The 23423-nt window shown below is 71.0% G+C and carries 21 protein-coding genes; 12 read left to right on the top strand and 9 right to left on the bottom strand.

Annotated elements, in window-relative coordinates; genetic code table 11:
* Nucleotides 1-60: 60 nt before the first annotated feature.
* Both ACIBVQ_RS08850 and ACIBVQ_RS08845 read left to right on the top strand, forming a co-directional pair.
* Nucleotides 61-516 (top strand): RloB family protein, encoded by a 456-nt coding sequence (locus ACIBVQ_RS08850; RefSeq protein ID WP_399176519.1) that lies wholly within the window; start codon nt 61-63, stop codon nt 514-516.
* Nucleotides 517-951: 435 nt separating this feature from the next.
* A complete protein-coding gene (locus tag ACIBVQ_RS08845) occupies nt 952-2343 on the top strand; it encodes an alpha/beta hydrolase family protein (RefSeq protein WP_399176517.1) in 1392 nt (463 codons plus the stop codon).
* A gap of 54 nt (nt 2344-2397) precedes the next feature.
* Here the strand turns inward: ACIBVQ_RS08845 and ACIBVQ_RS08840 are convergent, their stop codons facing one another.
* A complete protein-coding gene (locus ACIBVQ_RS08840; protein ID WP_362772947.1) occupies nt 2398-2793 on the bottom strand; it encodes a VOC family protein in 396 nt (131 codons plus the stop codon).
* Between the two features lie 99 nt (nt 2794-2892).
* Here ACIBVQ_RS08840 and ACIBVQ_RS08835 point away from each other — a divergent pair, with 99 nt between their 5' ends.
* The 3 genes from ACIBVQ_RS08835 (at nt 2893) to ACIBVQ_RS08825 (ending at nt 5412) form a co-directional block, all read left to right on the top strand.
* On the top strand, nt 2893-3339 hold the full coding sequence (locus ACIBVQ_RS08835; protein ID WP_399176515.1) for an excisionase family DNA-binding protein: 447 nt from the start codon (nt 2893-2895) through the stop codon (nt 3337-3339).
* A gap of 19 nt (nt 3340-3358) precedes the next feature.
* Complete coding sequence (locus ACIBVQ_RS08830) at nt 3359-3922, top strand: PIN domain-containing protein (RefSeq protein ID WP_386193795.1); 564 nt, start codon at nt 3359-3361, stop codon at nt 3920-3922.
* A gap of 113 nt (nt 3923-4035) precedes the next feature.
* Nucleotides 4036-5412: a pyridoxal phosphate-dependent decarboxylase family protein gene (locus ACIBVQ_RS08825; protein ID WP_386193792.1), complete on the top strand. Its 1377-nt coding sequence runs from the start codon at nt 4036-4038 to the stop codon at nt 5410-5412.
* A 59-nt stretch (nt 5413-5471) separates the two neighbouring features.
* Here ACIBVQ_RS08825 and ACIBVQ_RS08820 read toward each other — a convergent pair whose 3' ends face one another.
* The gene (locus tag ACIBVQ_RS08820) at nt 5472-5879 is read right to left on the bottom strand and encodes a hypothetical protein (RefSeq protein ID WP_352010120.1); all 408 of its coding nucleotides are present in this window, start codon (nt 5877-5879) and stop codon (nt 5472-5474) included.
* On the opposite strand from ACIBVQ_RS08820, the gene ACIBVQ_RS08815 reads away from it, so the two are divergent.
* The 3 genes from ACIBVQ_RS08815 (at nt 5878) to guaA (ending at nt 9269) form a co-directional block, all read left to right on the top strand.
* Nucleotides 5878-6027, top strand: a complete 150-nt coding sequence (locus ACIBVQ_RS08815; protein WP_362916176.1) for a hypothetical protein — start codon at nt 5878-5880, stop codon at nt 6025-6027. The two genes, ACIBVQ_RS08820 and ACIBVQ_RS08815, sit on opposite strands and share 2 nt — an antisense overlap.
* A 15-nt stretch (nt 6028-6042) precedes the next feature.
* On the top strand, nt 6043-7572 hold the full coding sequence (locus tag ACIBVQ_RS08810; protein ID WP_399176512.1) for a DUF885 family protein: 1530 nt from the start codon (nt 6043-6045) through the stop codon (nt 7570-7572).
* A gap of 146 nt (nt 7573-7718) precedes the next feature.
* Nucleotides 7719-9269: a glutamine-hydrolyzing GMP synthase gene (gene guaA / locus ACIBVQ_RS08805; protein ID WP_352010118.1), complete on the top strand. Its 1551-nt coding sequence runs from the start codon at nt 7719-7721 to the stop codon at nt 9267-9269.
* 59 nt (nt 9270-9328) lie between these two features.
* Here the strand turns inward: guaA and ACIBVQ_RS08800 are convergent, their stop codons facing one another.
* Complete coding sequence (locus tag ACIBVQ_RS08800; RefSeq protein WP_399176510.1) at nt 9329-9721, bottom strand: hypothetical protein; 393 nt, start codon at nt 9719-9721, stop codon at nt 9329-9331.
* Nucleotides 9722-9852: 131 nt separating this feature from the next.
* The gene (locus tag ACIBVQ_RS08795) at nt 9853-10215 is read right to left on the bottom strand and encodes a nuclear transport factor 2 family protein (protein ID WP_399176507.1); all 363 of its coding nucleotides are present in this window, start codon (nt 10213-10215) and stop codon (nt 9853-9855) included.
* A gap of 195 nt (nt 10216-10410) precedes the next feature.
* On the opposite strand from ACIBVQ_RS08795, the gene ACIBVQ_RS08790 reads away from it, so the two are divergent.
* Complete coding sequence (locus tag ACIBVQ_RS08790) at nt 10411-11670, top strand: acyltransferase family protein (RefSeq protein WP_399176505.1); 1260 nt, start codon at nt 10411-10413, stop codon at nt 11668-11670.
* Here the strand turns inward: ACIBVQ_RS08790 and ACIBVQ_RS08785 are convergent.
* Nucleotides 11577-12377: a polysaccharide deacetylase family protein gene (locus ACIBVQ_RS08785; protein ID WP_386193781.1), complete on the bottom strand. Its 801-nt coding sequence runs from the start codon at nt 12375-12377 to the stop codon at nt 11577-11579. The two genes, ACIBVQ_RS08790 and ACIBVQ_RS08785, sit on opposite strands and share 94 nt — an antisense overlap.
* A gap of 251 nt (nt 12378-12628) precedes the next feature.
* Here ACIBVQ_RS08785 and ACIBVQ_RS08780 point away from each other — a divergent pair, with 251 nt between their 5' ends.
* The 3 genes from ACIBVQ_RS08780 to ACIBVQ_RS08770 are packed head-to-tail and all read left to right on the top strand — an operon-like array spanning nt 12629 to nt 15526.
* Entirely contained in the window at nt 12629-13435 is an 807-nt protein-coding gene (locus ACIBVQ_RS08780; protein WP_399176503.1) for a CDP-alcohol phosphatidyltransferase family protein, read from the top strand.
* A 25-nt stretch (nt 13436-13460) separates the two neighbouring features.
* Nucleotides 13461-14471, top strand: coding sequence for a sulfotransferase (locus tag ACIBVQ_RS08775; RefSeq protein WP_352010112.1), 1011 nt, complete (start codon nt 13461-13463; stop codon nt 14469-14471).
* Between the two features lie 2 nt (nt 14472-14473).
* Nucleotides 14474-15526 carry a sulfotransferase family protein gene (locus ACIBVQ_RS08770; RefSeq protein WP_386193772.1) on the top strand — a complete coding sequence of 351 codons (1053 nt, stop codon included), beginning with the start codon at nt 14474-14476 and terminating at the stop codon, nt 15524-15526.
* Here the strand turns inward: ACIBVQ_RS08770 and ACIBVQ_RS08765 are convergent.
* The 4 genes from ACIBVQ_RS08765 to ACIBVQ_RS08750 all read right to left on the bottom strand — a co-directional run bounded on the left by ACIBVQ_RS08765 (nt 15518) and on the right by ACIBVQ_RS08750 (nt 23405).
* Nucleotides 15518-16612 (bottom strand): glycosyltransferase, encoded by a 1095-nt coding sequence (locus ACIBVQ_RS08765; protein WP_399176500.1) that lies wholly within the window; start codon nt 16610-16612, stop codon nt 15518-15520. The two genes, ACIBVQ_RS08770 and ACIBVQ_RS08765, sit on opposite strands and share 9 nt — an antisense overlap.
* Nucleotides 16609-19374, bottom strand: a complete 2766-nt coding sequence (locus ACIBVQ_RS08760) for a CDP-glycerol glycerophosphotransferase family protein (RefSeq protein WP_399176498.1) — start codon at nt 19372-19374, stop codon at nt 16609-16611. Before ACIBVQ_RS08760 ends, ACIBVQ_RS08765 begins: the two co-directional genes overlap by 4 nt.
* Nucleotides 19375-19562: 188 nt before the next feature.
* The gene (locus ACIBVQ_RS08755; protein WP_399176496.1) at nt 19563-22403 is read right to left on the bottom strand and encodes an AAA family ATPase; all 2841 of its coding nucleotides are present in this window, start codon (nt 22401-22403) and stop codon (nt 19563-19565) included.
* A gap of 204 nt (nt 22404-22607) precedes the next feature.
* On the bottom strand, nt 22608-23405 hold the full coding sequence (locus ACIBVQ_RS08750; RefSeq protein WP_399176494.1) for an SRPBCC family protein: 798 nt from the start codon (nt 23403-23405) through the stop codon (nt 22608-22610).
* Nucleotides 23406-23423: the final 18 nt, after the last annotated feature.

The following is a 23423-nucleotide window of genomic DNA, read 5'->3' as shown; positions in this document are numbered from 1 at the left end:
AGGCGCGGTGGGCTGGAAGAACGTCCGCTGACGCGCAGGCCGGGCCCGTTCTCGCGTGAGGTGCGGATACTGTACGTGGCCTGCGAGGGCGAGGCCACGGAACCCGACTATCTGGACTACCTCAACGAACGGTTTGGGGATGGGGACGGCCGGGGAAGACGGCCTTTCCGGATCCAACCGGTCTCCCGCAGGAGCGGCAGGACGCCTTCGGGAATCGTCGAGGCCGCGCGCCAGGCCGCCGGTGAGGACGAGGCATGGGCACTTTTCGATCGCGACCAGTGGAAGGACATCCCGCAGGCGGCCGAGGCCGCGGCCAGGGGCAGGGTCGAGCTGGCGCTTTCGCACCCCTCGTTCGACCTTTGGCTGTTACTGCACTTCCAGGCTTTCGGAGGAGCTCAGAGCGGCAGCAGCAAACTCGTGGTCGAGAAGCTACGCAGGCCAGAGGCGCGGACGCCTTCAAGGAGTACGACAAGAAGGGCGACAAGAGCGTCAGAGGCGCTCGGCGCGAGGCTCTGAGAGATCGGGAGAGCAGGGCGGTGGCGCATGCCAGGAGTCTTGTGTCCTCCTGCGCTCATGGGGCCTGTGAGCCGGGCCGTGCGGAGACCGTCCCGGCCGGTGGGGTGGTCGGGAAAACGGTGTCCTCCCAGGAGTGGGCGGCCCGCTCCGGACACGCGGTGGAATGCCAGATGCTCCGGCGCGATCCGTCCACCGACGTGTGGCGCCTCCTGGTCTCCCTGGGGATCGGCTCGTAGTCGGCCCACATCCGCCGGAAGACCAGGCTTACCTTCCCGCGAAGTACACCGCGCGGACGACGGGGGAAATCGGTCGTTTTCTGGGCGTATCCAATATCGGTGTGATGGCCGACGCGCGGGGGAACCGGTGGCGCCTACCTTTCCGTCATCCGGCCGTCCTGACAGGGCGGCCGTCCCGACGGGGAAGGACGGACATCACATGGACAACGAACCCAGGCGGTACGGCACCTTAGGGCGGGCACCGGGGACGGGAGGGCGGGCCGTACGGGGTGGCCTGGCCGTCGCCGCCGGCCTGCTGGCCCTTCTCGTCCCGCTGACCCCGGCCTCCGCCTCCGGCGGCGCTCCGGCGCCCGCCACCCTCGGTGACGGCGCTCCTCCGGCGGCCGCCGCACCGGGTTCCGGCACCGGATCGAGCGCCACCCCGGCGCCCTCAGGTTCCGGCGATCCGGCGTCCGAGAACTCCAAGGCTTCCGGCCCCGGCACGACTCCGGAGCCCGCCGTGACCGGAACCGGGGACGTTCCGGTCACGGTGGCGCGGCTGCCCGCGCCGACCGGGCCGCATCCGGTCGGCACCGTCTCCCTCTACCTGAGGGACACCTCCCGGCCCGACCCGTGGGTTCCGTCCGTGAAGGTCAGGGAGCTGATGGTCTCCCTGTGGTACCCGGCGGCGCCGAGGCACGGACGGCGGGCGCCGTACATGACGCCGCAGGAGTCGGAGGCGCTGCTCAAGGGGGAGGGGCTCACCGACCTGCCGCCCGGTGTCCTCGCCGAGACGCGGACCAGCGCCGTCCTCGGGGCCCGGCCGGTGGGGCGTAGGCACGGGTCACCGCTGGTGGTGCTCTCCCCGGGCTTCATCAGGTCACGCAAGACCCTCACGGGCCTGGCCGAGGAGCTGGCGAGCCGGGGATACGTGGTGGCCGGGATCGACCACACCTACGAGAGCCGGGGCACGAGCTTCCCCGACGGGCGGCTCGCCACCTGTGTCGCGTGCGAGGTCGACCACGAGAAGGGCTTCGGGGAGAAGGCCGTGGCCGTACGGGCGGCCGACGTCTCCTTCGTGCTCGACGAGCTGACCGGTCCCCGTCCGAAGTGGGCGGGTGCCTCCCTGATCGACCCCGGCAGGATCGCGATGGCGGGTCACTCACTGGGCGGCGCGAGCTCCCTGGCGGCGATGCTGAAGGACGGCCGGGTGAAGGCCGGGATCGACATGGACGGCACCACCTACGCCCCGATCCCGCCGGAGGGGATCGCGCGGCCGTTCATGTTCCTGGCCTCGCCGGAACACACCCCGGGAGGCGGGAGCCCGGCGTGGGACCGCGACTGGGGGCTCATGACCGGCTGGAAGCGCTGGCTCACCGTGGCCGGGGCCCAGCACTCCTCCTTCACCGACCTCATCTCGCTGGCCGACCAGCTCGGCGTCCCGCACGAGGGCGAGCTGTCGGGTGACCGCTCCATGAGGATCACCCGGGACTACGTCCTGGCCTTCCTCGACCGGCACCTGCGTGGCAGGTCACGACCCCTGCTGGACGGGCCCTCCGCCCGCTATCCCGAGGTCGGGCACTGCTCCCCGCCCCGGAGCACCTGCTCCTAGGGTCCGGAGCCGACGTTTCGGCCGCCCGGACGGGCCTGCCGGTCCCGGGCCCTTCTAGGGTCTGGGGCCGAGCAGGTCCCAGCGGTTGCCCGCGATGTCGAGGAAGACGGCGAACCGGCCGTACGGCTCAGCGCGCGGTGCGGTGACGAACTCGACACCGGCGGCCGTCATCCGCCGGTAGGCGGCGTCGAAGTCGTCGACCCGCAGGAAGAAGCCCACCCGTCCCGCCACCTGGTTCCCGACGGCCGTCGCCTGGTGGTCTCCGTCCGCGCGGGCGAGGAGGACGCCCGTCTCCGCGCCCGGCGGGCGGACGACGACCCACCGCTTCCTGCGGCCGTCGTTCGTCAGGGATGGCGAGTCCTCGGCCAGCTCGAACCCGAGCACCCCGACGAAGAACTCGATGGCCGGGTCGTAGTCGTCCACCACGATCGTGAACAGATCGATTCGCACGCCCCCGATCGTAGGGGCGCCGGCAGGGCCTGGCCGGAGTTCACCTCTCTGGGGACGCCGCCGATTACACTTATTGCAGATAGCCTGCAGGAGGTGCTCATGGCTCGCGCCGGAGTTCTCGCCAATGCCGTCCGTGTCGAAGCCGACAACGATGATCGTGAGCTGCTGGCCCGGCTCGGGGACGTCGCCGAGCATGTGCAGCTGGTGTTGCGCGGCCCGGACAGCCGCGACGTCGTGCTGCCCGAGTCGCTTCTCGCCCTCGTGTTGGCCGCGGCGCACGATCTCGCCAAGGGCAACGCCGTTCTCGCGCTTCCGATGGAGGCCAGGCTGACCCCGAGTGAGGCCGCCCGGGTGCTCGGGTTGTCGCGCCCCTTCGTCGCACGTCTGCTCGACGAGGGGGAGATCCCCTTCCAGCACCTGCCCGGCAGTCGTCATCGTCTGATCCGCCTCACGGATGTCCTGGAGTTCCAGGCCCGGCGTGAACGGCGGGCGGAGGGGCGACGCAGGATCATGGAACTCGCCGAAGAGGCGGACCTGCCCTACTGACCTCCCTGGAGACTGGCCGATGGCCCGTGTCTTCGTCGACACCAACGTGCTGTTCCCGTTCTCGCTGATGGACCTGATGCTCGCCCTGACCGAGGACGCGGTGCACACCCTGGTTCGGAGCGATCACCTGCCGGCGGAGTGGGAGCGGGTCATCGTGCGCGAGCGGCAGCGCTCGGCCCCTGCGGCGACGCGTATCAGCGCGGCGATCCAAGAATTCTTCGCCGATGGCCGGATTCCGGAGGACGACTACAAACACCTGCTCGATCGGATGGAAGGTCCCGACCCGGATGACTGCCACCATATGGCCGCTGCCGTCGCAGGCCGTGTTCGTGTCCTGGTGACCTGGAATCTCGCGGACTTTCCGGAGGCTTTCCTCGCCCGGTACGGAGTGGCCGTCGCCGATCCCGACACTTATCTGTGTTCGTTGCCGAACCGGAGTCCTCGTGAGGTGACAGAGGTTCTGCGGCGAATGGCCGAGGGAAAGCGGCGTCCGCCCATGACCGTGCTGGACATCGTCGATGCCCTGGAGCGGGCGGGAGTGAAGCTTTTCGCGCGGAGTGTTCGCGATCGGCTGCTCGTCTGACCCGGCTCCCCGGCGAACGCGCTCAGCACGATCTGACCACGGCCCTCGGGGATGTCGGCGGGAGCCGTACCCCGAAGTGGAGATTCGCGGGGAAATCCTTCAGTATCCCCGGTGTGATCTGGAACGTTGAGGAGTTCGTGGGCGCCGCGGGTGTGACCGTCGAGCGGTTGGCGGCCTACGTGGACGGCAGTCAGCGGGGGTTGTCCCCGGTCGTCGGGCGGCGTCCGCGGGGGGAACTGGCCGAGCGGCTCGGGCTGGCGCGGTGGATACGCGAGGGCGGGATGACGCCGGAGACGTACGCCGAGTTCCTGGCGGTCTACCTCGACGAGGGGACCAGGTTCCACCATCCCGGCCACCTGGGGCACCAGATCGCCGCGCCCGACTTCCCCGCCGCGCTCGCCGACCTCGTGCACGGCGCCGCCAACAACCCGATGGCGGTCTACGAGATGGGCGCGGCGGCGGCGACCGTCGAGTTCGAGGTCGTGCGCTGGATGCTGGACAAGGCCGGGTACGGCCCGGCGGGCGGGGGCGTGCTCACCCACGGGGGGTCGCTGGCCAACCTCACCGCCCTGCTGGCCGCGCGGGCGGCGGCCGTGCCCGAGGCGTGGGAGGACGGGGTTCCCGGTGATCTGGCGCTGCTGGCCCCCGAGTCGGCGCACTACTCGCTCACCAGGGCCGCGGCGATCCTCGGACTGGGTGAGCGGGCCGTCGTGCCGCTGGACACCGACCCCCTCGGCCGGATCGACGTGGCGCGGCTGCCGGAGGCCCTCGACCGGGTACGGCGGGCGGGGCGGCGGCCGATGGCGCTGGTCGCGGCGGCCTGCGCGACCGGGACCGGTCTGTACGACGACCTGCGGCCGATCGGGGAGTTCTGCGCGGCCAACGGCCTGTGGTTCCACGTGGACGGCGCCCACGGGGCCTCGGCGCTGCTGTCCGAGGGGTACCGGCACCTGCTCGACGGGGTCGAACTGGCCGACTCGCTCACCTGGGACGCGCACAAGATGCTGCGTACCTCAAGTCTCGCGGCGGCCGTGCTGGTCAAGAGGGGAGGCGCCCTGGACGCGGCCTTCAGGCAGCGGGCGAGCTACCTGTTCTACGGTGACCAGGGCTTCGACTCGATCGGCAGGACCGTCGAGTGCAGCAAGGCCGAGCTCGGTCTGAAGATCTTCCTCAACCTGGCCTGGCGGGGGGAGCGGGGCCTGGGCGAGTACGTCGCGGGGCGGTACGCCACCGCGCGCCGCCTGTGGGAACTGGCCCGGGAACGGCCCGGGTTCGCGCTGCCGTACGAGCCGGAGAGCAACATCGTCTGTTTCCGGTACGGCACCGGCGACCAGGCGGCGATCCGGGAGTCGCTGACGGCCGACGGCGCCTTCCATCTGACCTCCGCCGAGATCGGCGGGGTCCGTCACCTGCGGGCCAGTGTGATGGCCCCGGCCACCGACGACAAGACGTTGCACGCGCTGCTCGACCGGATCGCCGAGCCGGGGTGAGACGGGGACGGATCACCGCGCCGCCGTGCCGGTGAGACGACGGCGGCGCGGGGAGTCCGTCAGATGGTGACGCAGATGTTGTCCGTGATGGGCTGGTTGTTCTCGTTGTAGAACTTCGCGCACCACAGGTGGTCCGGCCAGGCGATCACCCAGGGGTAGGAGTTGTACGGCTCGCCCCAGCCCCAGCTCTTGGTGGGGCTGTTGTCCGACCAGCCGTAGGGGCCGAAGAGGTTGAAGTGCCCGTACTTGGAGCCGGCGGCGCTCCAGGCCTGCACGTGGTTGACCTGGCAGTTACTGCCGTAGACCACGTAGTAGACCCTGATGGTGATGCCGTCGCCGGTCTCGGCCTTGCTGCCGGGGCAGCTGACCAGCGCCTTGCTGGACTGGGCGGCCTGGGCCGTTGAGGGGACGGACAGGAGCGTGAGGCCGGCGAGAACGGCCAGCACGGTGAGGAAGAGCTTGCGCATGGAGCCTCTTTCCTTGGCCGATTACGGTTTGATGTTCATCAAACTACTTTTCTCCGGTGTTCTTCCACGAGTGGATAAAGCGCCAAAAATCACGGTTTTCCTGCCAAATGCGCCGGGAGGAAACAGGGGATCTGCCCTGATCGTCTGATATAGCGTCGAAGCCATGACCGAACTCGACAGCCGCCTGCGCGCGGTGTGCGACCTGTCCCTCCCGGAGATCCGGGAGATGGCGGGCAGACACGAGTACGACGGCCGGATCCAGGACCTCTCCCCCGAGGGGGTGCGCGCGGGACTGGCCGCGCTCGGCAGGGGAGAGCCGCCCGCCGACCCCCACGACGCGGCGCACCTGCGGATCTTCGAGGAGGACGCCCGGGTCAGGTACGGCGAGCTGGAGCTGCACCGGAGCAGTCCGCTCCCGCACCTGGCGAACCTCGACCTGGCGACCTACGACCGCGAGTACGCCCCCGAGGCGGAACGGGCCGCCGCGCGCAACGCCCACCTCGCCCGGTGGCCCGAGGCCGTCGAGCACGCGATCGCCTCCCTCGACCGGCTCAGCGCCCCCGTCGCGACCGCGCTGCTCGGCGCCGCGCGCGGCCTGGCCGCCGGGGTGCCCGCCGACGCCGACGCCTCCGTGCGTGAGGCCGCGCTCAAGGCCCACGCCCGCTTCGTCGAGCACGTGGAGGAGGCCAGCCGCTCCGGCGACCCCGACGCCTCCCTCGGCGCGGCGGGGCTGGCCTGGCTGATGGGGACGGGCGACGGCCTCCCGGTCGATCTCGGCGCGCTGGCCGTACGGGCCGACGCCGAGCGCGACCGGCTGCTGGCCAGGCTGGCCGAGTCCTGCGAGCGCCTCGGGCAGGGCGGCAGGCCCCCGCTCGACGTCGCCCGCGAACTGGTCAAGGACCACCCCGGGATCGACGGCGTGATCGAGGCCGCCAGGGTCGGCACCGAGCGGGCCATCGCCTTCACCAGGGAGAAGGACCTGGTGCCCTACCACGACGGCGAGTGCCTGGTCGGGATCGCGCCGGAGTCGCGCAGATGGGCGATGGCGATGATGAGCTGGGCGGCGCCCGGTGAACCCGAGGCCCCCTCGTGGTACCACGTCACCCCGCCCGACCCGTCGTGGCCGGAACGCGACATCGAGGAGTGGCTTGAGGTCTTCAGCGCCACCACGCTTCCCGCGATCAATGTGCACGAGGTCGCCCCCGGGCACTTCTCCCACGCTCGTGCCCTGCGGCGCGCCCCCTCGCCGGTGCGCCGTACGCTCATGTCGCTGGCGTTCGCGGAGGGCTGGGCGCACTACGCGGAGGAGCTGTGCGTCGAGGAGGGCTTCGCCCCCGAGGACCCGCGTTTCGAGATCGGCGTCTGGCTTGAGGCGCTGATCAGGGTGACCCGGCTGGCCTGCGCGATCGGCGTCCACAGCGGCGCGATGACCGTCCAGGAGGGGGCCAGGCGCTTCGAGGCCGACACCCACCTCGCGGGGCCCGCCGCGCTCTCCGAGGCGGCCAGGGCCACCTTCGACCCGACCTACGGCCGTTACACGTGGGGCAAGCTGGAGATCCTCGACCTGCGTTCACGGGCCAGGGCGGAGTGGGGCGCGGGGTTCACCCTCAAGCGCTTCCACACCGCGATGCTCGACCTCGGCTCCCCGCCCCTCGGCCTCCTCGGTGACGCCCTCGCCCAGCCGTCCGCCTAGTTGCCGCCTGGGTTGTTGCCTAGTCAACTACCTGGGCGGCAACCTAGGCGTCTGTCCAGGCACGTCCGAGGGGAACGGCTCGTGAGTAAGCGTGCGGACGGGCGCCGATAGACTGACAGGACCGCTGTGTTTTCTTTGGGGGTCTTGTGTCTGAGTTCGACACGGTCCTCGTCGTCGACTTCGGCGCGCAGTACGCGCAGCTGATCGCGCGGCGAGTGCGTGAATGCCACGTCTACTCCGAGATCGTCCCCTCGACGATGCCGGTCGAGGAGATGATGGCCAAGAATCCCAAGGCCATCATCCTGTCCGGAGGTCCCTCCTCGGTCTACGCCGAGGGCGCCCCGGCCGCCCCCGTGGGCCTGTTCGAGACCGGGGTTCCCACCTTCGGCATCTGCTACGGCTTCCAGGCCATGGCCCAGGCGCTCGGCGGCCAGGTGGCCAAGACCGGTGTCGCCGAGTACGGCGGGACGCGGCTCGACGTGGTCAGCGAGGGCGTGCTCTTCGCCGGGCTGCCCGTCGCCCAGTCGGTCTGGATGTCCCACGGTGACAGCGTCGCCGCCGCCCCCGAGGGCTTCCTGGTCACCGCCACGACGGCCGAGACCCCGGTCGCCGCCTTCGAGAACCCCGGCCGCGGCCTGTACGGCGTGCAGTTCCACCCCGAGGTCCTGCACAGCGACCACGGTCAGGCCGTGCTGAAGCACTTCCTCGACGCGGCGGGCTGCCGCCCCGCGTGGACGATGCTCAACATCGTCGAGGACGCCGTGGAGGCCATCCGCGCCCAGATCGGCCCCGAGGGCCGCGCGATCTGCGGCCTGTCCGGCGGCGTCGACTCCGCGGTGGCGGCGGCGATGGTGCAGCGGGCCATCGGCGACCGGCTGACCTGCGTCTTCGTCGACCACGGCCTGCTGCGTCAGGGCGAGGCCGAGCAGGTCGAGCGCGACTTCGTCGATGTGACCGGGGTCAAGCTCAGGGTTGTCGACGCCCAGGAGCGCTTCCTGAAGGCCCTCGACGGCGTGACCGACCCCGAGGAGAAGCGCAAGATCATCGGGCGCGAGTTCATCCGGGTGTTCGAGGACGAGCAGCGCGCCATCCTCGCCGACGGGCCGGTCGAGTTCCTCGTCCAGGGCACCCTCTACCCCGACGTGGTCGAGTCCGGCGGCGGCACCGGCACCGCCAACATCAAGTCGCACCACAACGTGGGCGGCCTGCCGGACGACCTGCGGTTCACGCTGGTCGAGCCGCTGCGCGCGCTGTTCAAGGACGAGGTCCGCCGCGCGGGCGAGGAGCTCGGGCTGCCGTCCGCGATGGTCTGGCGCCAGCCGTTCCCCGGCCCCGGCCTGGGCATCCGCATCGTCGGCGCGGTCACCCGCGAGCGCCTGGAGATCCTGCGCGAGGCCGACGTCATCGCCCGTGAGGAGCTGTCCAGGGCCGGCCTCGACCGGGACATCTGGCAGTGCCCGGTCGTGCTGCTCGCCGACGTCCGCTCGGTCGGCGTCCAGGGCGACGGCCGCACCTACGGTCACCCGATCGTGCTGCGCCCGGTCTCCAGCGAGGACGCCATGACGGCCGACTGGTCCCGCCTTCCCTACGACGTGCTGGCCCGCATCTCCACCCGGATCACCAACGAGGTCCGCGAGGTCAACCGGGTCGTCCTCGACGTGACGAGCAAGCCCCCGGGCACCATCGAGTGGGAGTAGGACACGACGGCACGGCCCCGGAGAGAACCTCTCCGGGGCCGTGCCGTTTCCTTCGGCCCTCACCGCTCGCGGCGGAGGGCGACGTACTGCAGGGCGGCGAAGCCACCGACGACGAGGGCCTGGGCGACCACCCAGACGGCCCCGAGGGTCGTCGTGCCCAGCCCGCCGAGCGCCAGTTCGGCGACGCTCACCACGGCCCACACGACGTTCAGGGCGACGACCGCGGCCGCGGCGCCCCGGTTGACGACCCTGGGCACGGTCAGCAGCCAGACCGCGACGCCGTACACCAGGAGGAAGACGCCGACGCCACGCTGGAGGGGTACGGCCAGGCCGAGCAGGTCGTTGACGGGGCCCGAGAGCAGCAGGTGGGCCAGGCCGTTGGCGCCGGTGACGACGGCGTCGAGCCTCAGGGCCAGGCGCAGGAGAGGGGTGGTGGTGGCGGTGGTGGTCATGTCGGGGGCCTTTCCAGGGTTCTTCGGATTCTGTGAAGGCTTTCCGGGAGCTTTCCCGGAAGTTTCCCGGGGGTTCGGGAACGGGCCCGGGACGGCACCGCGGGGGCCGTCCAGGGAGGGGCCGGAAGCGGTCAGGCGGGGACCTGGTCGAGGAAGCCGTGCACGGTCCTGATCCGGCCGTCCTCGGTCAGCGTCGCGACGTCGAAGCCGACCACGATCGCCTCGCCGCCCTCGGGGCCGAGCCTCCAGGTGAAGCGGGCCAGGTCGTGGTGGGCGTCGACGTCGCCGCCCGGGGTGAAGACCAGGCCGGGGAACTGCCGCTGGACGGCGGCGATGGTCGCGTCGATCGCGTCACGCCCGGTGACGTCGACCAGGGGGTCCACGTAGCGGGCGTCCTCGGTCCAGACGGCGTCGATCTCCGCGCGCCGTCCGGCGGCGTCGGTGGTGTTCCAGATGGCCAGGTAGCGCTCGACCAGCTTGGCTGCGTCGGTCATGTCGGTCTCTCCTCGTCGTTCGCGTGCCTCGTTCTCGCAGGTCACAACGTTACGGAGCGGCACGGAACGGGGAATCCGTCATCGACCGGTACTTCTGACGCTCCCTATCGGTCAACCTGGGAGTGTCCTGTGGATGGAGGACCCCGACGGGGATCGGTCCTGTTTCAGAGGGAATGAGGGGGTAACTTGGGGCGAATGTCTCCCCCGGCCCTCCCTCCGACGTCTCCGCTGCCCACGACCGGCAAGCGGCTGGCGTGGCTGGACGCGCTTCGCGGTGTCGGCGCGGTCGCGGTGCTGCTCGAACACCTGCTGCCGTGGTTCATGCCGGCGCTGCGGCCCTACTGGTTCAACCTCGGGATGTACGGCGTCCTGGTGTTCTTCCTGGTCAGCGGCTACATCATCCCGGTCTCCCTGGAGGGGCGGGGGGACGTGCGGGCCTTCTGGATCAGCAGGGCGTTCCGGCTCTACCCGATCTACCTGCTGGTCGTCGGGCTCGTCCTGGCCATGGGGTTCTGGATCCCGGTCCGTGAGCAGGTGCCGCGCGACCTGTCGGCCGTGGCGGGGCACGTCACGATGCTGCAGGACGTCCTGCACATGGGCGGCCTGGCCGACACCATGTGGACGCTCTCCTACGAGATGGTCTTCTACCTGCTGGTGACCGCGCTGTTCGTGTGGGGCCTGCATCTCAGGAGCGGGCTCTTCGCCGTTCTCTTCGGCGTCATGGGGGTCGGGGCGGGGCTGGTGCTGTCCGCGCCGCTGCTCGGGGGGCCCTGGCCCGCCTACGTCGCCGGGGTGCTGTTCTGCGTGGGCATGGTGTGCGTGGTCGGCGGCCGGTTCCGTACGGCCGCCGCCTGCGTGCTCGGCGTGATGGCCGTCGTGCTGACGCTCTTTTCGGGGTTCGTCCCGTGGCTGGGGGCGACGATCCTGGCGGTGATGTTCACCGGGACCGCGATCCGCCGCTGGGAGCAGGGCGTGGGCGGGCCGCTCCCGGTGGCCGCCGCGGCCGTGCTCGTCGCGCTCGCCCCGGTGTGGTCGATCCAGGCGGGCTGGTGGTGGGTCCAGCCCGACGTGTGGATCACCACGCTCGTGCTGGCGGGGGCGACGTTCGCCGGGGCCATGGCCCTGCGCGGACGCCGCCTGCCACGGCCCGTCGTCTGGCTCGGGCTGATCAGCTACTCGCTCTACCTGCTGCACCACCCGCTGCTGAAGCTCGTCCCCGCCGTTCTCGGCGACGTACGGGCCATGCCGCAGGCGGTGCAGCTGTCGGTCTCGGCGGCCTGTGTCGCCGTCGTGGTCGGGCTGAGCTGGCTGACCTACCGCTACGTCGAGCTACCGATGCAGCGCTTCGGCCGGAGACTGGCTCACATGCCGTCGTCGGGGGAGGCCGCCTCGGGGCCGGGGGAGTCGGGCGTCTCGGAGGCCAGGTCGTCGTCCTTCTCCGAGCCGACCGGGTAGATGTCGCCGGCCTTGAGGTCCTGAGCGCCGCGCAGCGAGGAGACCGAGACGACGTGGTAGCCCTGCTTCTGCAGGGCCGCGATCAGCTTGGGCATCACCTTGACGGTCTGCTCGACCCAGTCGTGCATGAGGATGACCCCGTCACGCTTGGCGTTCTTGAGCACCTCGTCGTAGATGGCCTTCTCGTTCTTGGTCGCCCAGTCGCGGGAACCGCCGTTCCACAGCACGATCGGCAGGCGCATCTCCGCGGCGATCGCCCGGACCCTCTCGTCCAGCTCGCCGTACGGCGGGCGCAGCAGGGTGGGGGCCTTGCCGGTGGCCTGCTTGACGATGTCCTGGGTCCGGGTCAGCTCCTCGCGGATCTTCTCCTCGCTCAGCTCGCGCAGGTGGGGGTGGGTGTAGCTGTGGTTGCCGAGTTCGTGGCCCTCGACGGCCATCCGCTTGGCGAAGGCCTTGCGGGACTTCGCGTACTGGCCCTCAAGGAAGAAGGTGGCCTTGGAGTTGGTCTTCTTGAGGGTGTCGAGCAGCTTGTCGGCGTACTTGCCGGGGCCGTCGTCGAACGTCAGCGCGATGCACTTGACCTTCGCGCAGTCCACCGGGGGTGCCTTTTCCGCTTTGGGTTTGTTCGCGCTCCATGCCGCGGTGGGCGAGGACAGCAGGGCCGCGGTGCACGCGGCGGCCAGGAGCAGTCGGACGGGAGACTTCATGAGGGTGAGCTTCCGGGTCGAGTGACTTCTGGGAAGCAAACAGCCTATCGAGGCCTGTCAACGCCATTGAGGGGCATGTGTCACGATGTCCTGTGAAAAGCGGATAGCTCTGGTTTCCGTACCGCCGGGGTCGTGACCGGTTGGGTGGAGGCGGCACGGTATGCCACGGCCGGTCAAGAACCAGTATGGAGATCCTCTCTTGGCGTCAGAGTGTGACTCTCCGGTCGCTCCAGGTGGTCATCCTGGTAGGCATGAGGGCCTATTCGTTGAACGATGTGCACGCGACCCGGAAACGAAAAGACTCCTGGTGGACTGTCTTCCTGGTCGACCCGGTGGCGTGCAGGCTCACGCTCGCCGTCGCCAACCGCACAGACGTCACGCCGAACGGGCTCACCCGGCTGTCGCTGCTCCTCGGGCTGGGGTCGGCGGTCTGTTTCGCGTTGGGACAGGTCGTGGCGGGGGCCGCGCTGTTCTACGTGAGTTTCATGGTCGACTGTATGGACGGGAAGATCGCCCGTCTCAAGGGGACGGGGACCCCGTTCGGGCTCTGGCTCGACTACGTGGGCGACCGCATCAGGGTGGTCTGTTGTGCCACGGGCCTGGCGTTCGGTCAGTACGCCGCGTCGGGGGACGTCTCGTTCGTCCTGCTCGGCGCCGGGGTCGCGGTGCTCGACCTGTTCAGATATGTGAACGCTCCGCAGATGAGGCGGGTGCGTGAGGCGGTCAGGGAGAACCGGGCGGAACAGCCGCAGAAGGACCGTGCCGCCGCCTACCGGCCACCGAAGCCGCCGAGCCTGCGGCGCAGGATCGGCCGTCTTCTCATCAGGCACCGGGTGCGCACCCACCTGATCAGCGGAATCGAGTTCCACGCCGCGGTCTTCGTGGTCGGCCCGTTGCTCAGCGCGCCGGCCGGGCCCGCGGTGCTCATACCCGTCGCGGCCGTCGCGGGATCGCTGCTGCTGCTGAACGAGATCGTGCTGATCTACCGAATGTGGCGGTTCACCCGGTCGACGCCTTTCGTCCCGCGCCCGGAGAACACGCAGCGCGTACCTGTTTGATCATCTTTTTCGGGGGTTCGTTGTCATGCAGTCCGATCGACCGATCTTCGTGATCGGATGTCCGCGTTCCGGCACCACCATGCTGCAGCTCATGCTGCACTCCCACCCGCGCATCGCGGTGCCGCCGGAGACCCGTTTCGTCGTGCCCGGCTACTACCGCAGGCTGGCCTTCGGGAACCTGCGTGAGCAGGTCAACCGGCGCAGGCTGGCCCGGTGGATCGTCGGCGACAAGGACACCAAGTTCAAGGAGCTCAGGCTCGACGGGGACAAGCTGGTCGAGGACATCGTCATGGGGCCGCCGACGCTGGGCTCCGCGCTGGGCATCGCCTTCCGCTCCTACGCCGAGCAGTACGGCAAGTCCCGCTGGGGCGACAAGCGGCCCAGCTACTTCCACCACGTGGACCTGCTGCTGAGGCTGTTCCCCGACGCGCAGTTCGTCCACCTGATCAGGGACGGCCGCGACTGCGTCGCCTCGCTGAAGGAGATGCCCTGGTACACCAAGGACGTCTTCCACGCGGTGACCAACTGGGCCGAGGCCATCGACTACGGCCGCAGGCACGCCAGGAACCTGCCCGCGGACACCTACTACGAGCTGCGCTACGAGGACCTGACGGCCTACCCGGAGACCGAGCTGAGCAAGCTCTGCGACTTCCTGGGCGAGGAGTACGACCCGGCGATGAGCGAGCCGTACCACGTGGGCAGGCTGGCCATCCCGCAGCACAAGGTCTGGCACAGCAACACCCACGGCGACGTGACGACCGCCAGGACCGGGTCGTGGCGCAACAGGCTCGAACCGTGGGAGATCTCGCTCTGCGAGACCGTGCTCGGTGAGCGGCTGACGGCCAACGGCTACGAGCTGAGCGGCGCGCCCGTGGCGGGCAGGTCCCACGTGGACGCGTGCGCGAGCGTCGCGGCGAAGCGGCGCTGGGCCCGCAGGCGCAAGGGGTTCCGCGACCGGATCAACCGTCTCCGCGAGCCGGGGCCGGTGGCCGCGCAGCTCACCACCCGGCAGCTTGGCGAGCTGGCGAAGGTCTGAGCATGCAGTCGGACCGACCGATCTTCGTCGTGGGCTGTCCCCGCTCGGGGACGACTCTGCTGCAGCTCATGCTGCACTCCCACCCCCGCATCGCGATTCCCCCGGAGACCCGGTTCATGGTCGCCGCCTACCAGAGGCGGCTGCGCTTCGGCGATCTGAACGACCCGGCGCGCAGACGCGAACTGGCCGACTGGGTGGTCGGCCGCCGCCAGTCACGCTTCCACGAGCTGAAACTCGACGGGGAGGAGGTGACCAGGCAGATCGTCGAGGGGCCGCCGACGCTGGGCTCCGCGCTGGGCATCGTGCTGCGCTTCTACGCGACCCAGCACGGCAAGCCCCGCTGGGGCGACAAGCGGCCCTCCTACTTCCAGAACATCGACGTGCTGCTGAGGCTGTTCCCCGACGCGCAGTTCGTCCACCTGATCAGGGACGGCCGTGACTGCGTCGCCTCGCTGAAGGAGATGCCCTGGTACAACGGGAGCGTCTACAGTGCCGTCTCCGCCTGGGCCGAGGCGGTCGACTTCGCCAGGCACGGCGCGCCGAAGCTCCCCGAGGGCAGCTATCACGAGCTGCGCTACGAGGACCTGACCGCCGCTCCCGAGGCCCAGCTGCGCAGGCTGTGCGACTTCCTGGGTGAGGACTTCGCCCCGGCGATGTGCGAACCGAGGCTGATCGCGGACGTGGCCGTACCCGCGCACAAGACCTGGCACTCCCGCACCCACGGCGAGGTGACCGCCGCGCGGACGGGCACCTGGCGTGAACGGCTCGAACCCTGGGAGATCTCGCTGTGCGAGAGCGTCCTGGGGGACCGGCTGGAAACCTACGGCTACGAGCTCAGCGGGGCGCCCAGGACCGAGGCCTCCCGGATGGTGGCCTACGAGCGGATCGCCGCGAAACGCAAGCTGGCCCGGGTGAAACGGGTCGCCTTCGACCGTCTGGTACGGCTCCGCGAACCGAACCCGCTGGGCGCCAGGCTCACCTCGGGCCAGCTCGTGCTCGCCGGGGTTCCCATGCCGCGCAACGAACCGGCGGCGGTCAGCGAGCGGTCAGCGTAGGACCTGCTCGAACAGCGACTCCCAGCGGTCGAGGACCCGTTCCAGCCGGAAGGCCTCGACGTGGGCGCGGGCGGCGGCGCCGAGCCGCCGCCGCTCCTCGTGCGAGGTCATCAGGGTGGTCAGCGCCGCCGTGAGCGCGGGCACGTCGGCCGCGGGCGCCAGCAGCCCGGTCTCGCCGTCGAGGACCAGGGAGCGCACCCCGCCGGAGACGTCGAACGCGACCGAGGGCACGCCGTACGAGGCGGCCTCGGCGAGCACGAGCGGCAGGCCCTCGTGCTCGCTGGACAGGGCGGCGATCGCCCCGTCGAGGTACTCGCGGCCCAGTTCGGCCGCGGGTACCGCGCCACGGAACACCACCCGGTCGCGGACCCCGCTCTCGCGCGCGTGCGCCCTGAGCCTGCCCAGCTCGGCGCCCTCCCCGATCAGGTGCAGCTCCCAGTCGTCCCCCACCGTACGGCTCGCCCCGGCGAAGGCCGTGATCAGCCGGTCGAAGCGCTTGACGCCCTCCAGCCTGCCGACGCCGAGCACCCGGTGACGGGTCAGCGGCGAGATCCGGGACGGCCAGCCGGGCAGCGGGTTGGGGATCGCGCAGGCGTTGGGCAGCAGCGCGTGCTCGGAGAAGGACCAGGCGTCCTCCTCGCTGAGGAAGACCGCCTTCTCCAGCCTCCCGTAGTCACGGCCGACCGAGCGCAGGTGCCACGACCCCCGCGCGTGCTCGTAGGACCCGTGGTACTGCCCGATGGGCAGCAGCCGCCGGGGGATCACGTCCTTGAGCCGGGCGACCACCCCGGGCGAGGAGAGCACGGCGAAGCCCGATCCGAGCGTGCGCAGCATGCCGCGGAGCCGGTGACGTTCCCGGTGCGCGGCGGTCCAGGAGAGCCTGCCGGTGGGGAAGTGGTTGATCACGTGACGCCGATAGCCGGGTTGTTCCACGTAGCGGAACGGCCGGGCGGCGCGGTGCAGGCCGAGCACGTGCACGTCGTACCCCCGCCCGGCCAGCCCCTGCGCCAGCGTGTGGGTGACCCGCTGCACGCCGCCGAGCGTGTCCGCGTCCAGGCACGCGAACACCACGGTCTCGCCGCTCACCGGACCTCCTCCACCTCGGGCGCCGCCGCCGGCCGTACGGCGGGCACGGGCACGGGGCCGAAGAAGGCGTCGACGACCCTGGCCGAGGCGTCCCCGCGCTCCTCGGCGCACCAGGTGGCGCGGAAGCCGGCGTAGCGGGCGGCGTGCTCGGCGGCGAAGGCGGCCGGGTCGGCGTCGAGGGAGCGGATCGCCCTGATCAGTTCCTCGGTCCCGGTCACGCAGGGGCCGGGGGCGATCGCGGGCAGGTCGTGGTTGACGCCCCGTTCCGCGCGCCGGTACTCCTCCCAGTCGTCGAGCAGGAAGAACATCGGCTTTCCGGTGACCGCGTAGTCGCACATCAGCGACGAGTAGTCGGTCAGCAGCGCGTCCGAGGCCAGCATCAGGTCGTTCACCTCCGGATAACCCCCCGCGAACCGTACGAAGTGCCGCAGCCGTTCGGGTACGGCGTAGCGTTCGACGGGGTGGGTGCGCAGGACGACCACCCAGCCGTCGGCCAGTTCCTCGGCCATCATGGCCAGGTCGGCCCTGACCGAGGCGCCGGAGAACTTGGCCCTGTCCCGGTAGGTGGGCGCGTACAGCAGGACTTTGCGGTCGCCGGGCAGTTCGAGCCGCTCCCTGGCCCGCCGTACGGCCTCGGGGTCGCCGTTGACCAGCACGTCGCACCGGGGTGAGCCGTGCCGCAGGACCGGTCCCCGGTATCCGTTGGAGGTGACGAAGATCCGTTCGAACTCGGCGCTCGGCATGACGAGGGCGTCCCAGCGGGCCACGGCCCCACGCCAGGTCCTTCTGGGCGCCTCGAAGTCGGCGCGCAGGTCGGGGGCGTCGAAGCCGACCGTCTTGACGCCCTGCCCGTGCCAGGTCTGCAGGTAGCGGGTCCCGGCGGGCTTGGGATAGGCCAGCGGCAGGCCGTGGCTGTCCACCCAGTGCCCCGCCCTGGCCATGGTCCACAGGTAGCGCCAGCTCATCCGCCGCACCAGGCGGACGTCGGCGGGGAAGTTGCGCCGGTTCCCGGCGACCGACCAGACCATCTCGAACGGCGCCCGCCTGCGCTTCAGCTCCTCGTAGACGTAGCGGGGGTTGCCGGTGTATCCGGCGCCCACGTCCGCCTCGAACAGCACCAGGTTCTCGCGCGGCGGGAGGAGCCTGATCAGCGTCCGGTAGACGCGCAGCTTCACCCGGGGGGCGCAGAGCCGCCGCACCAGCCCGGCCCGGAGCCTGCCCAGCCTGGGCGCGAGCCACCGCAGCGCCCCCCTGCGACGCCAGCGCACCCGCAGGAACGCCGACTGCCCCTCCGGCCCCGCGACGATCTCGTGACCGGGGACGGCGACCCTGACCGGTTCGGCCGCCGGATCGACGAGCAGCCGGTCGGAGGTGGCCCGGCCGTCGGCGCGGACGATGGAGATCCTCGGGTCACGGAAGCTCTCGTGGCCGAAGCGCCCCCGGCCCGCCCTGGCCAGATCGACGGTCGCCTCGCTCAGGTAGGAGCCGTCGTCGAGCGCGCGCGGCGCCAGCTCGACCCGGTGCCCGCCGAAACGCGCGAACGCGCGCCAGTCCGGCGCCGTGGCCAGCACCCCGAACGGGTCGTAGGTCCTGACCGTCAGCGCCAGCCGGGGGCCGTCGCCGTGGAAGGCCGCCTCGTGCCGCAGCCTGGCGGCGCCGTAGGGCAGCTCGGCCATCCTGAGCGGGGTGATGTCCAGCTCCCCTTTCGGGACGGTGCCCCAGTAGGTGCGTCCCGCCCGCCGTACGGCGAAGCGGGGCGCGGCCCTCGGGGTGGTCAGCGACCGGGCGGCGACCACCAGCTCGTCCGCGTCCTCGTCGAGGATCAGGCGGCAGCAGACCCGCACGAGCGGGTCAGCGCCGTCCATGACGCCGGGGTCGAGGCCCGCGAGGTAGGGGCGGACCAGCCGGGTGAACTCCCGCGCCCAGACCGGGCCGCGCGCGGGCAGCGGGTTGAGGTAGACCGGCAGGTCGTGGCGGACGAACCGGCGCTGCCGGTCGGCGACCAGCCCGGCCAGGCCGTTGCCGCGCAGGATGTCGTCGCTCAGCCGGGCCGCCCTGATCCGGTGCCCGATGTTGTCCATCTCCTGGAGGTTCAGCGAGATCGACGGCCTGCCGTCCCCCTCGGCGGCCCGGTGCCAGAGGTAGACGACCCACGGGACGACGGCGAAGCGCCGGGCCACGCAGTACAGCTCCGTGGTGAAGACGTGGTCCTCGTAGTGGAGGTCCTCAAGGAACGGCAGCCCCCGGAGCGTCGAGGTCCGGTAGATCTTGTTGGTGCTGAAGGAGTCGAGGAACATGTCCGGCTCCCCGGCGATCCCCTCGACGACCCTGCGGCAGGCGAAAAGCCCGGGATAGTAGGGCTTGATCCTGCCGTTCCACTCGTGTAGCCGGGAGATCTGCCCGGTGACGAAGTCGGCGCCGGTGCGCTCCATCTCCAGGAGCATGCTCTTGCAGGCGTGCGGGGGCAGCTCGTCGTCGCTGTCGAGGAACATCACGTACGGCGCGCGGGCGGCGGCGACCCCGTCGTTCCTCGGCGCCCCGCAGCCGCCGCTGTTGACGTCCCTGCGCAGGTAGCGCACCCGGCGGTCCTCCCGCCTGAGCGCGCGGGCGACGCTTTCCGTCCCGTCCGTGCTGCCGTCGTCGGAGATGATCACTTCGATGTTCCGCAACGACTGACCGAGCGCGGACCGTACGGCCCTGGGCAGCCGGGCGGAGTCGTTGTAGGTGATGACGATCACACTGCACTCGGGAGCCTTGATCACAGTATGGGGCTTTCCCTGGACTGTGATCGGTATTGTCCGCTTTATGGACCTATGAATTTATTTTTGCGGCTTTCTGTCTTAAGGGGACGCGTCCCTCTTTTTGCTCTCACCTCCGTTGATCATGAGTTTCATGGCGTTCCTAACTTTTCATGTCGTTTATGCGGCCCGTTGAACGTCGGGCGGATCCCTCAGAGCGGGGGAGCGAGGGCGACCACCTCGGTCCTCGATCGCACGCCCAGTTTGCGCAGCACGGTCGCCACATGGGTCTCCACCGTACGAGGCGACAGGAACAGCACGTCGGCGATCTCCCGGTTGGTCTTGCCGAGCGCGACCAGCCTGGCCACCTCTCGCTCCCGCCGGGACAGCGCGCCGGAACCGCCCCTGCCCCGGGACCTCGGCGGCGCGACGCCGACCCCCGTGTCACGCAGCGTCCGCCTGCACCGGGCCGCGTCGTGGACCGCGCCGAACTCGTCGTACCACCCGGCGAGCCCGGCCAGCAGCGAGGCGGCGGCCGGATCGCCCAGGGCGAGCAGGGACCGCGCCCTGCCCTCCTGCGCCCTGGCCGCCTGGTAGGGCTGCGGCAGAGCCCGGTAGGCCTCGTCGGCCCTGGCGAAACGGTCGGCCGCGGCGGCGTGCCGCCCGGCCGCGGCGGAGATCGTCCCCTCGGCGAGGGCGAGACCGGCCCGCGCTGCGGGCGCGTCACACCCCTCGACCCCACGGGCGAACTCGGCCACGAGGGCGGCGGCCTCCTCGGTGCCGCCGGTCCTGACCAGCGCCGAGGCGGCGGAGGGCACCAGCATGGCACCCCACACCCACACGTCCTTGTGCCGCAGCCGGGCCACCGCGCGCGCGGCGTGGCCGACGGCCTCCTGCGCCAGCCCCCTGGCCAGGCACAGCTCGATCATGCCGCTCGCCGCGGTGAACGTGACCGGCAGGAAGTGGCCGTCCGGCTCCTCAAGGCCGGTCGCGCGCAGGTGCCTGGCGGCCTCCTCCCACTCGCCCCTGGCCAGCGCCAGCATCCCCATGACCAGCCAGACGTCCGCCGCGGACAGGGGGTTCTCCGGGACCAGCTCGACCAGGGCGTGGGCCCGTTCCCGCAGCCCCTCCCAGCGGCCGGCGAGCCAGTCCCTGCGGATCGCCGTCGCGTTGAGCTGGTAGGCGGAGACCGGGGCGTTGGCCGCCGTGGCCAGCCGTACACCCTCCCGGGCGAAGCGCTCGGCCCACTCAAGGTGCCCCAGGGTCGCCGCCGCGTCGACGAGGTTGGCGTAGGCCCTGGCGACCTCCCTGCGCACACTCGGGTTCCCGTCGGTGACCGGCAGCCTCGCCACCAGGTCGAACGCGCGCGGGGAACCGAGGGTCATCTCGAAGGAGACCCGGTTGACCAGGACCGCGGTCGCGAGCGCCGGATCGTCGGCCCCCACGATCAGCTCCTCGGCGCGGTCGATCCACTTCCGGTGGGCCGACAGGGGGTCGGAGCCCCACCACGGCATCGCGAGCGCCGAACAGGCGCGGGCGGCGAGCATCGGCCGGTCCCGCAGTTCCCCGACCGCCGTGGTGATCTCCGGCCTGCCCGCCGCGCTGTCGTTGGCCTGGTTGCACAACAGCAGCCCCAGGTTGAGCCGCGCCTCACCGCGCGCGTCGGGTTCGAGGAGGCCGTCGCCGAGCAGGCGGCGCAGCAGCCGTACCACCCGCTGGTGGGACAGCCCGGTCGTGGCCAGGCGGCTCAGCGTCAGCACCAGTGGTTCCCGGTCGCGCGGGGGCAGGTCGGGGGAGGCGAGCATGTCCTCGATCAGCTCGACCGCCACGGGGGTGTCGCCCAGTTTCGCGGCGTGGTCCGCCGCCGCGGTGCCGTACCGCAGCCAGGCCTCGCGCATCCCCGCCTGCCTGGCGTGGAAGGCGAGCTGCACCAGCGCCAGCGGGTCGGACTCCTGCAGCGCCGCCATCGCCCGCTCGTGCCCCGCCCGCCGTTCCGGGCCCGGGATCGCCTCGTAGACCGCCTGCTGGGCCAGGGCGTGGCGGAAGCCGTACCGGCCGGGAGGGTCCTCGTACAGGACCCCGGCGGCGAGGGCCTCGCCGAGCCCGGTCAGGTCACCGCCGACCGCGGTGACGAGCCGTTCGCCGACCGGGACGCCGAAGACGGCGGCGGCCCTGACCGTCCGCACCGCGGCCTCGGTCAGCCCGAAGAGCTGGTCGGCGGTCGCCTCGCGCAACAGCAGCGGGACACCGACGTGGTCGAGCGCGTCCGGACACTCGGAACCCGGCTCGTACGCCGGGGGCAGCGACCTGAGGACCTCCTCGATCACGAACGGGATGCCCGCCGTCCGCTCCCGCAGCCTGGTGACGAACGGCTCAGGCGGGTCGGGACGGCCGAGCAGCGCGGCTGCCATGCCGCGCACCCCGGAGGCGTCCAGCGGCGCCAGGGTGACCACCACGCTGTCGGCGCCTGCCGGGCGCCGGTAGGCGTGGCCGAGCGGCAACGTGGCCTGCCCGTGCTGCCCGTCCCGCCGGTAGGTCACCACCAGCGTCAGCTCCTCCGGCGGCTGCCCGATGAGGAAGTGCAGCAGGTCCCTGGTCCCGTCGTCGGCCCAGTGCATGTCCTCCACCACCAGTACGGCGGGCCCCACGGCCGCCAGCAGGGCGCGGACGGCGCGGAAGACCCGGTGCCGTTCGGCCCGGGAGTCACCGAGCGGCGGCGGCGCCGGGGGGAGGGGCAGTTCGGGCAGGTAGTCGCGCAGCGCCCCGATCACCGGGTTGAGGTCCCCGGCGGGCGGCAGCCCACCGGCCAGGTCCCGCAGCGCCTCGAACACCGGCCCGTAGGGGAACGGCTCACGGATGCGGTGACAGCCGCCCAGCAGGACGAGACGTTCACCGGGGATGAGGTGGGTGAGCGCGGTGCGCACCAGCCGGGTCTTGCCGATCCCGGCCTCCCCCTCGACCAGGACGACCGCGGGTGGTCTGCTCATCGCCCTGACCAACGCCCGCAGCTCGCTGCCACGCCCGATCAGATCGGGTGACGCCGGGCTCCTCATGGCTGCTCCTGACGCTGCATCGCCCTCCCCGATATGAAGACGCTATCCGTCATAGCATCCGCGTTCACCATCAGTTTGAGAAATTAACTGACTTGTTGTGACTTCAAGGAAATCATCGCAGTTCCAGGGCGTGGAGAGTTGAAGCGCCGTCAACGGGTGGATTTCACCGGAAGCGCAACTCATAACTCTTGTTTATGGTTTTCTTCATCTTCCTATAAGGATCGGGGCCCTCCGGTGACCCCTGCCGCGCAGGGCGCGGCGGGCCAGCCACCCCGCCAGAAGGAGGACGGCGAGGGCGCCCGCGAGCGGGGCGAGACGTCTCAGGAGGGGAATCCCCGCGACCTCCAGAAGGTCCAGGGCCTCCTCGTCGGGTGTCCGGGAGGTGCGTGAGGTGCCCGCCGGGTGGACGTCCCGGTCCCCGGCGTTTTCTCCCTCCTTGGACTTTCCTGTCTCCCCGGAGGTTCCCTGCTTTTCGGATTTCGCGGCCTTTTCCGGATCCCCGGGCTTTCCGGGGACGGCGGTGAGACGACGGGACTCCCGGGGCGCGGCCTCCGAGCCCTGAAGCGATTCCGACAGGTTCGCCGCGAACCGCTCGACCAGCCGGGCGCCGACCTCCGACATCACGCCCCTGCCGAACTGGGCGGGCCGTCCCGTCACCGTGAAGGAGGTGTCCACGGTCACCCGCGTCCGCCCCTCTTCGGGACGCAGGCGCGCGACCACCGTCGCCGACGCCGTGCCCGGGCCGCGTGTCTCCTTGCCGGTCGCCCCGATCATCAGCGTACGACCTGGTTCGTCCACCTCCTCGAACCTGGCCCTGCCCCGGTAGGTGAGGGTGATCGGCCCGACCTTCACCTTCAACCGCCCGGTCATCTCATCGCCCTTCGCCGTCTCCAGCGTCGCCCCCGGCAGGCAGGAGGCGACCCGCTCGACGTCGAGCAGCGCCGTCCACGCCCGCTCGACCGGCACCGGAACCGTGAACTCGTGCTCGAACCGCATCGCCATCGAACCGCTCCTTGTCCA

Origin of the sequence: Streptosporangium sp. NPDC049376 (genome assembly GCF_044466505.1) — a bacterium.
Lineage (GTDB): Bacteria > Actinomycetota > Actinomycetes > Streptosporangiales > Streptosporangiaceae > Streptosporangium.
This window is presented reverse-complemented; position numbering and strand designations above follow the sequence as displayed.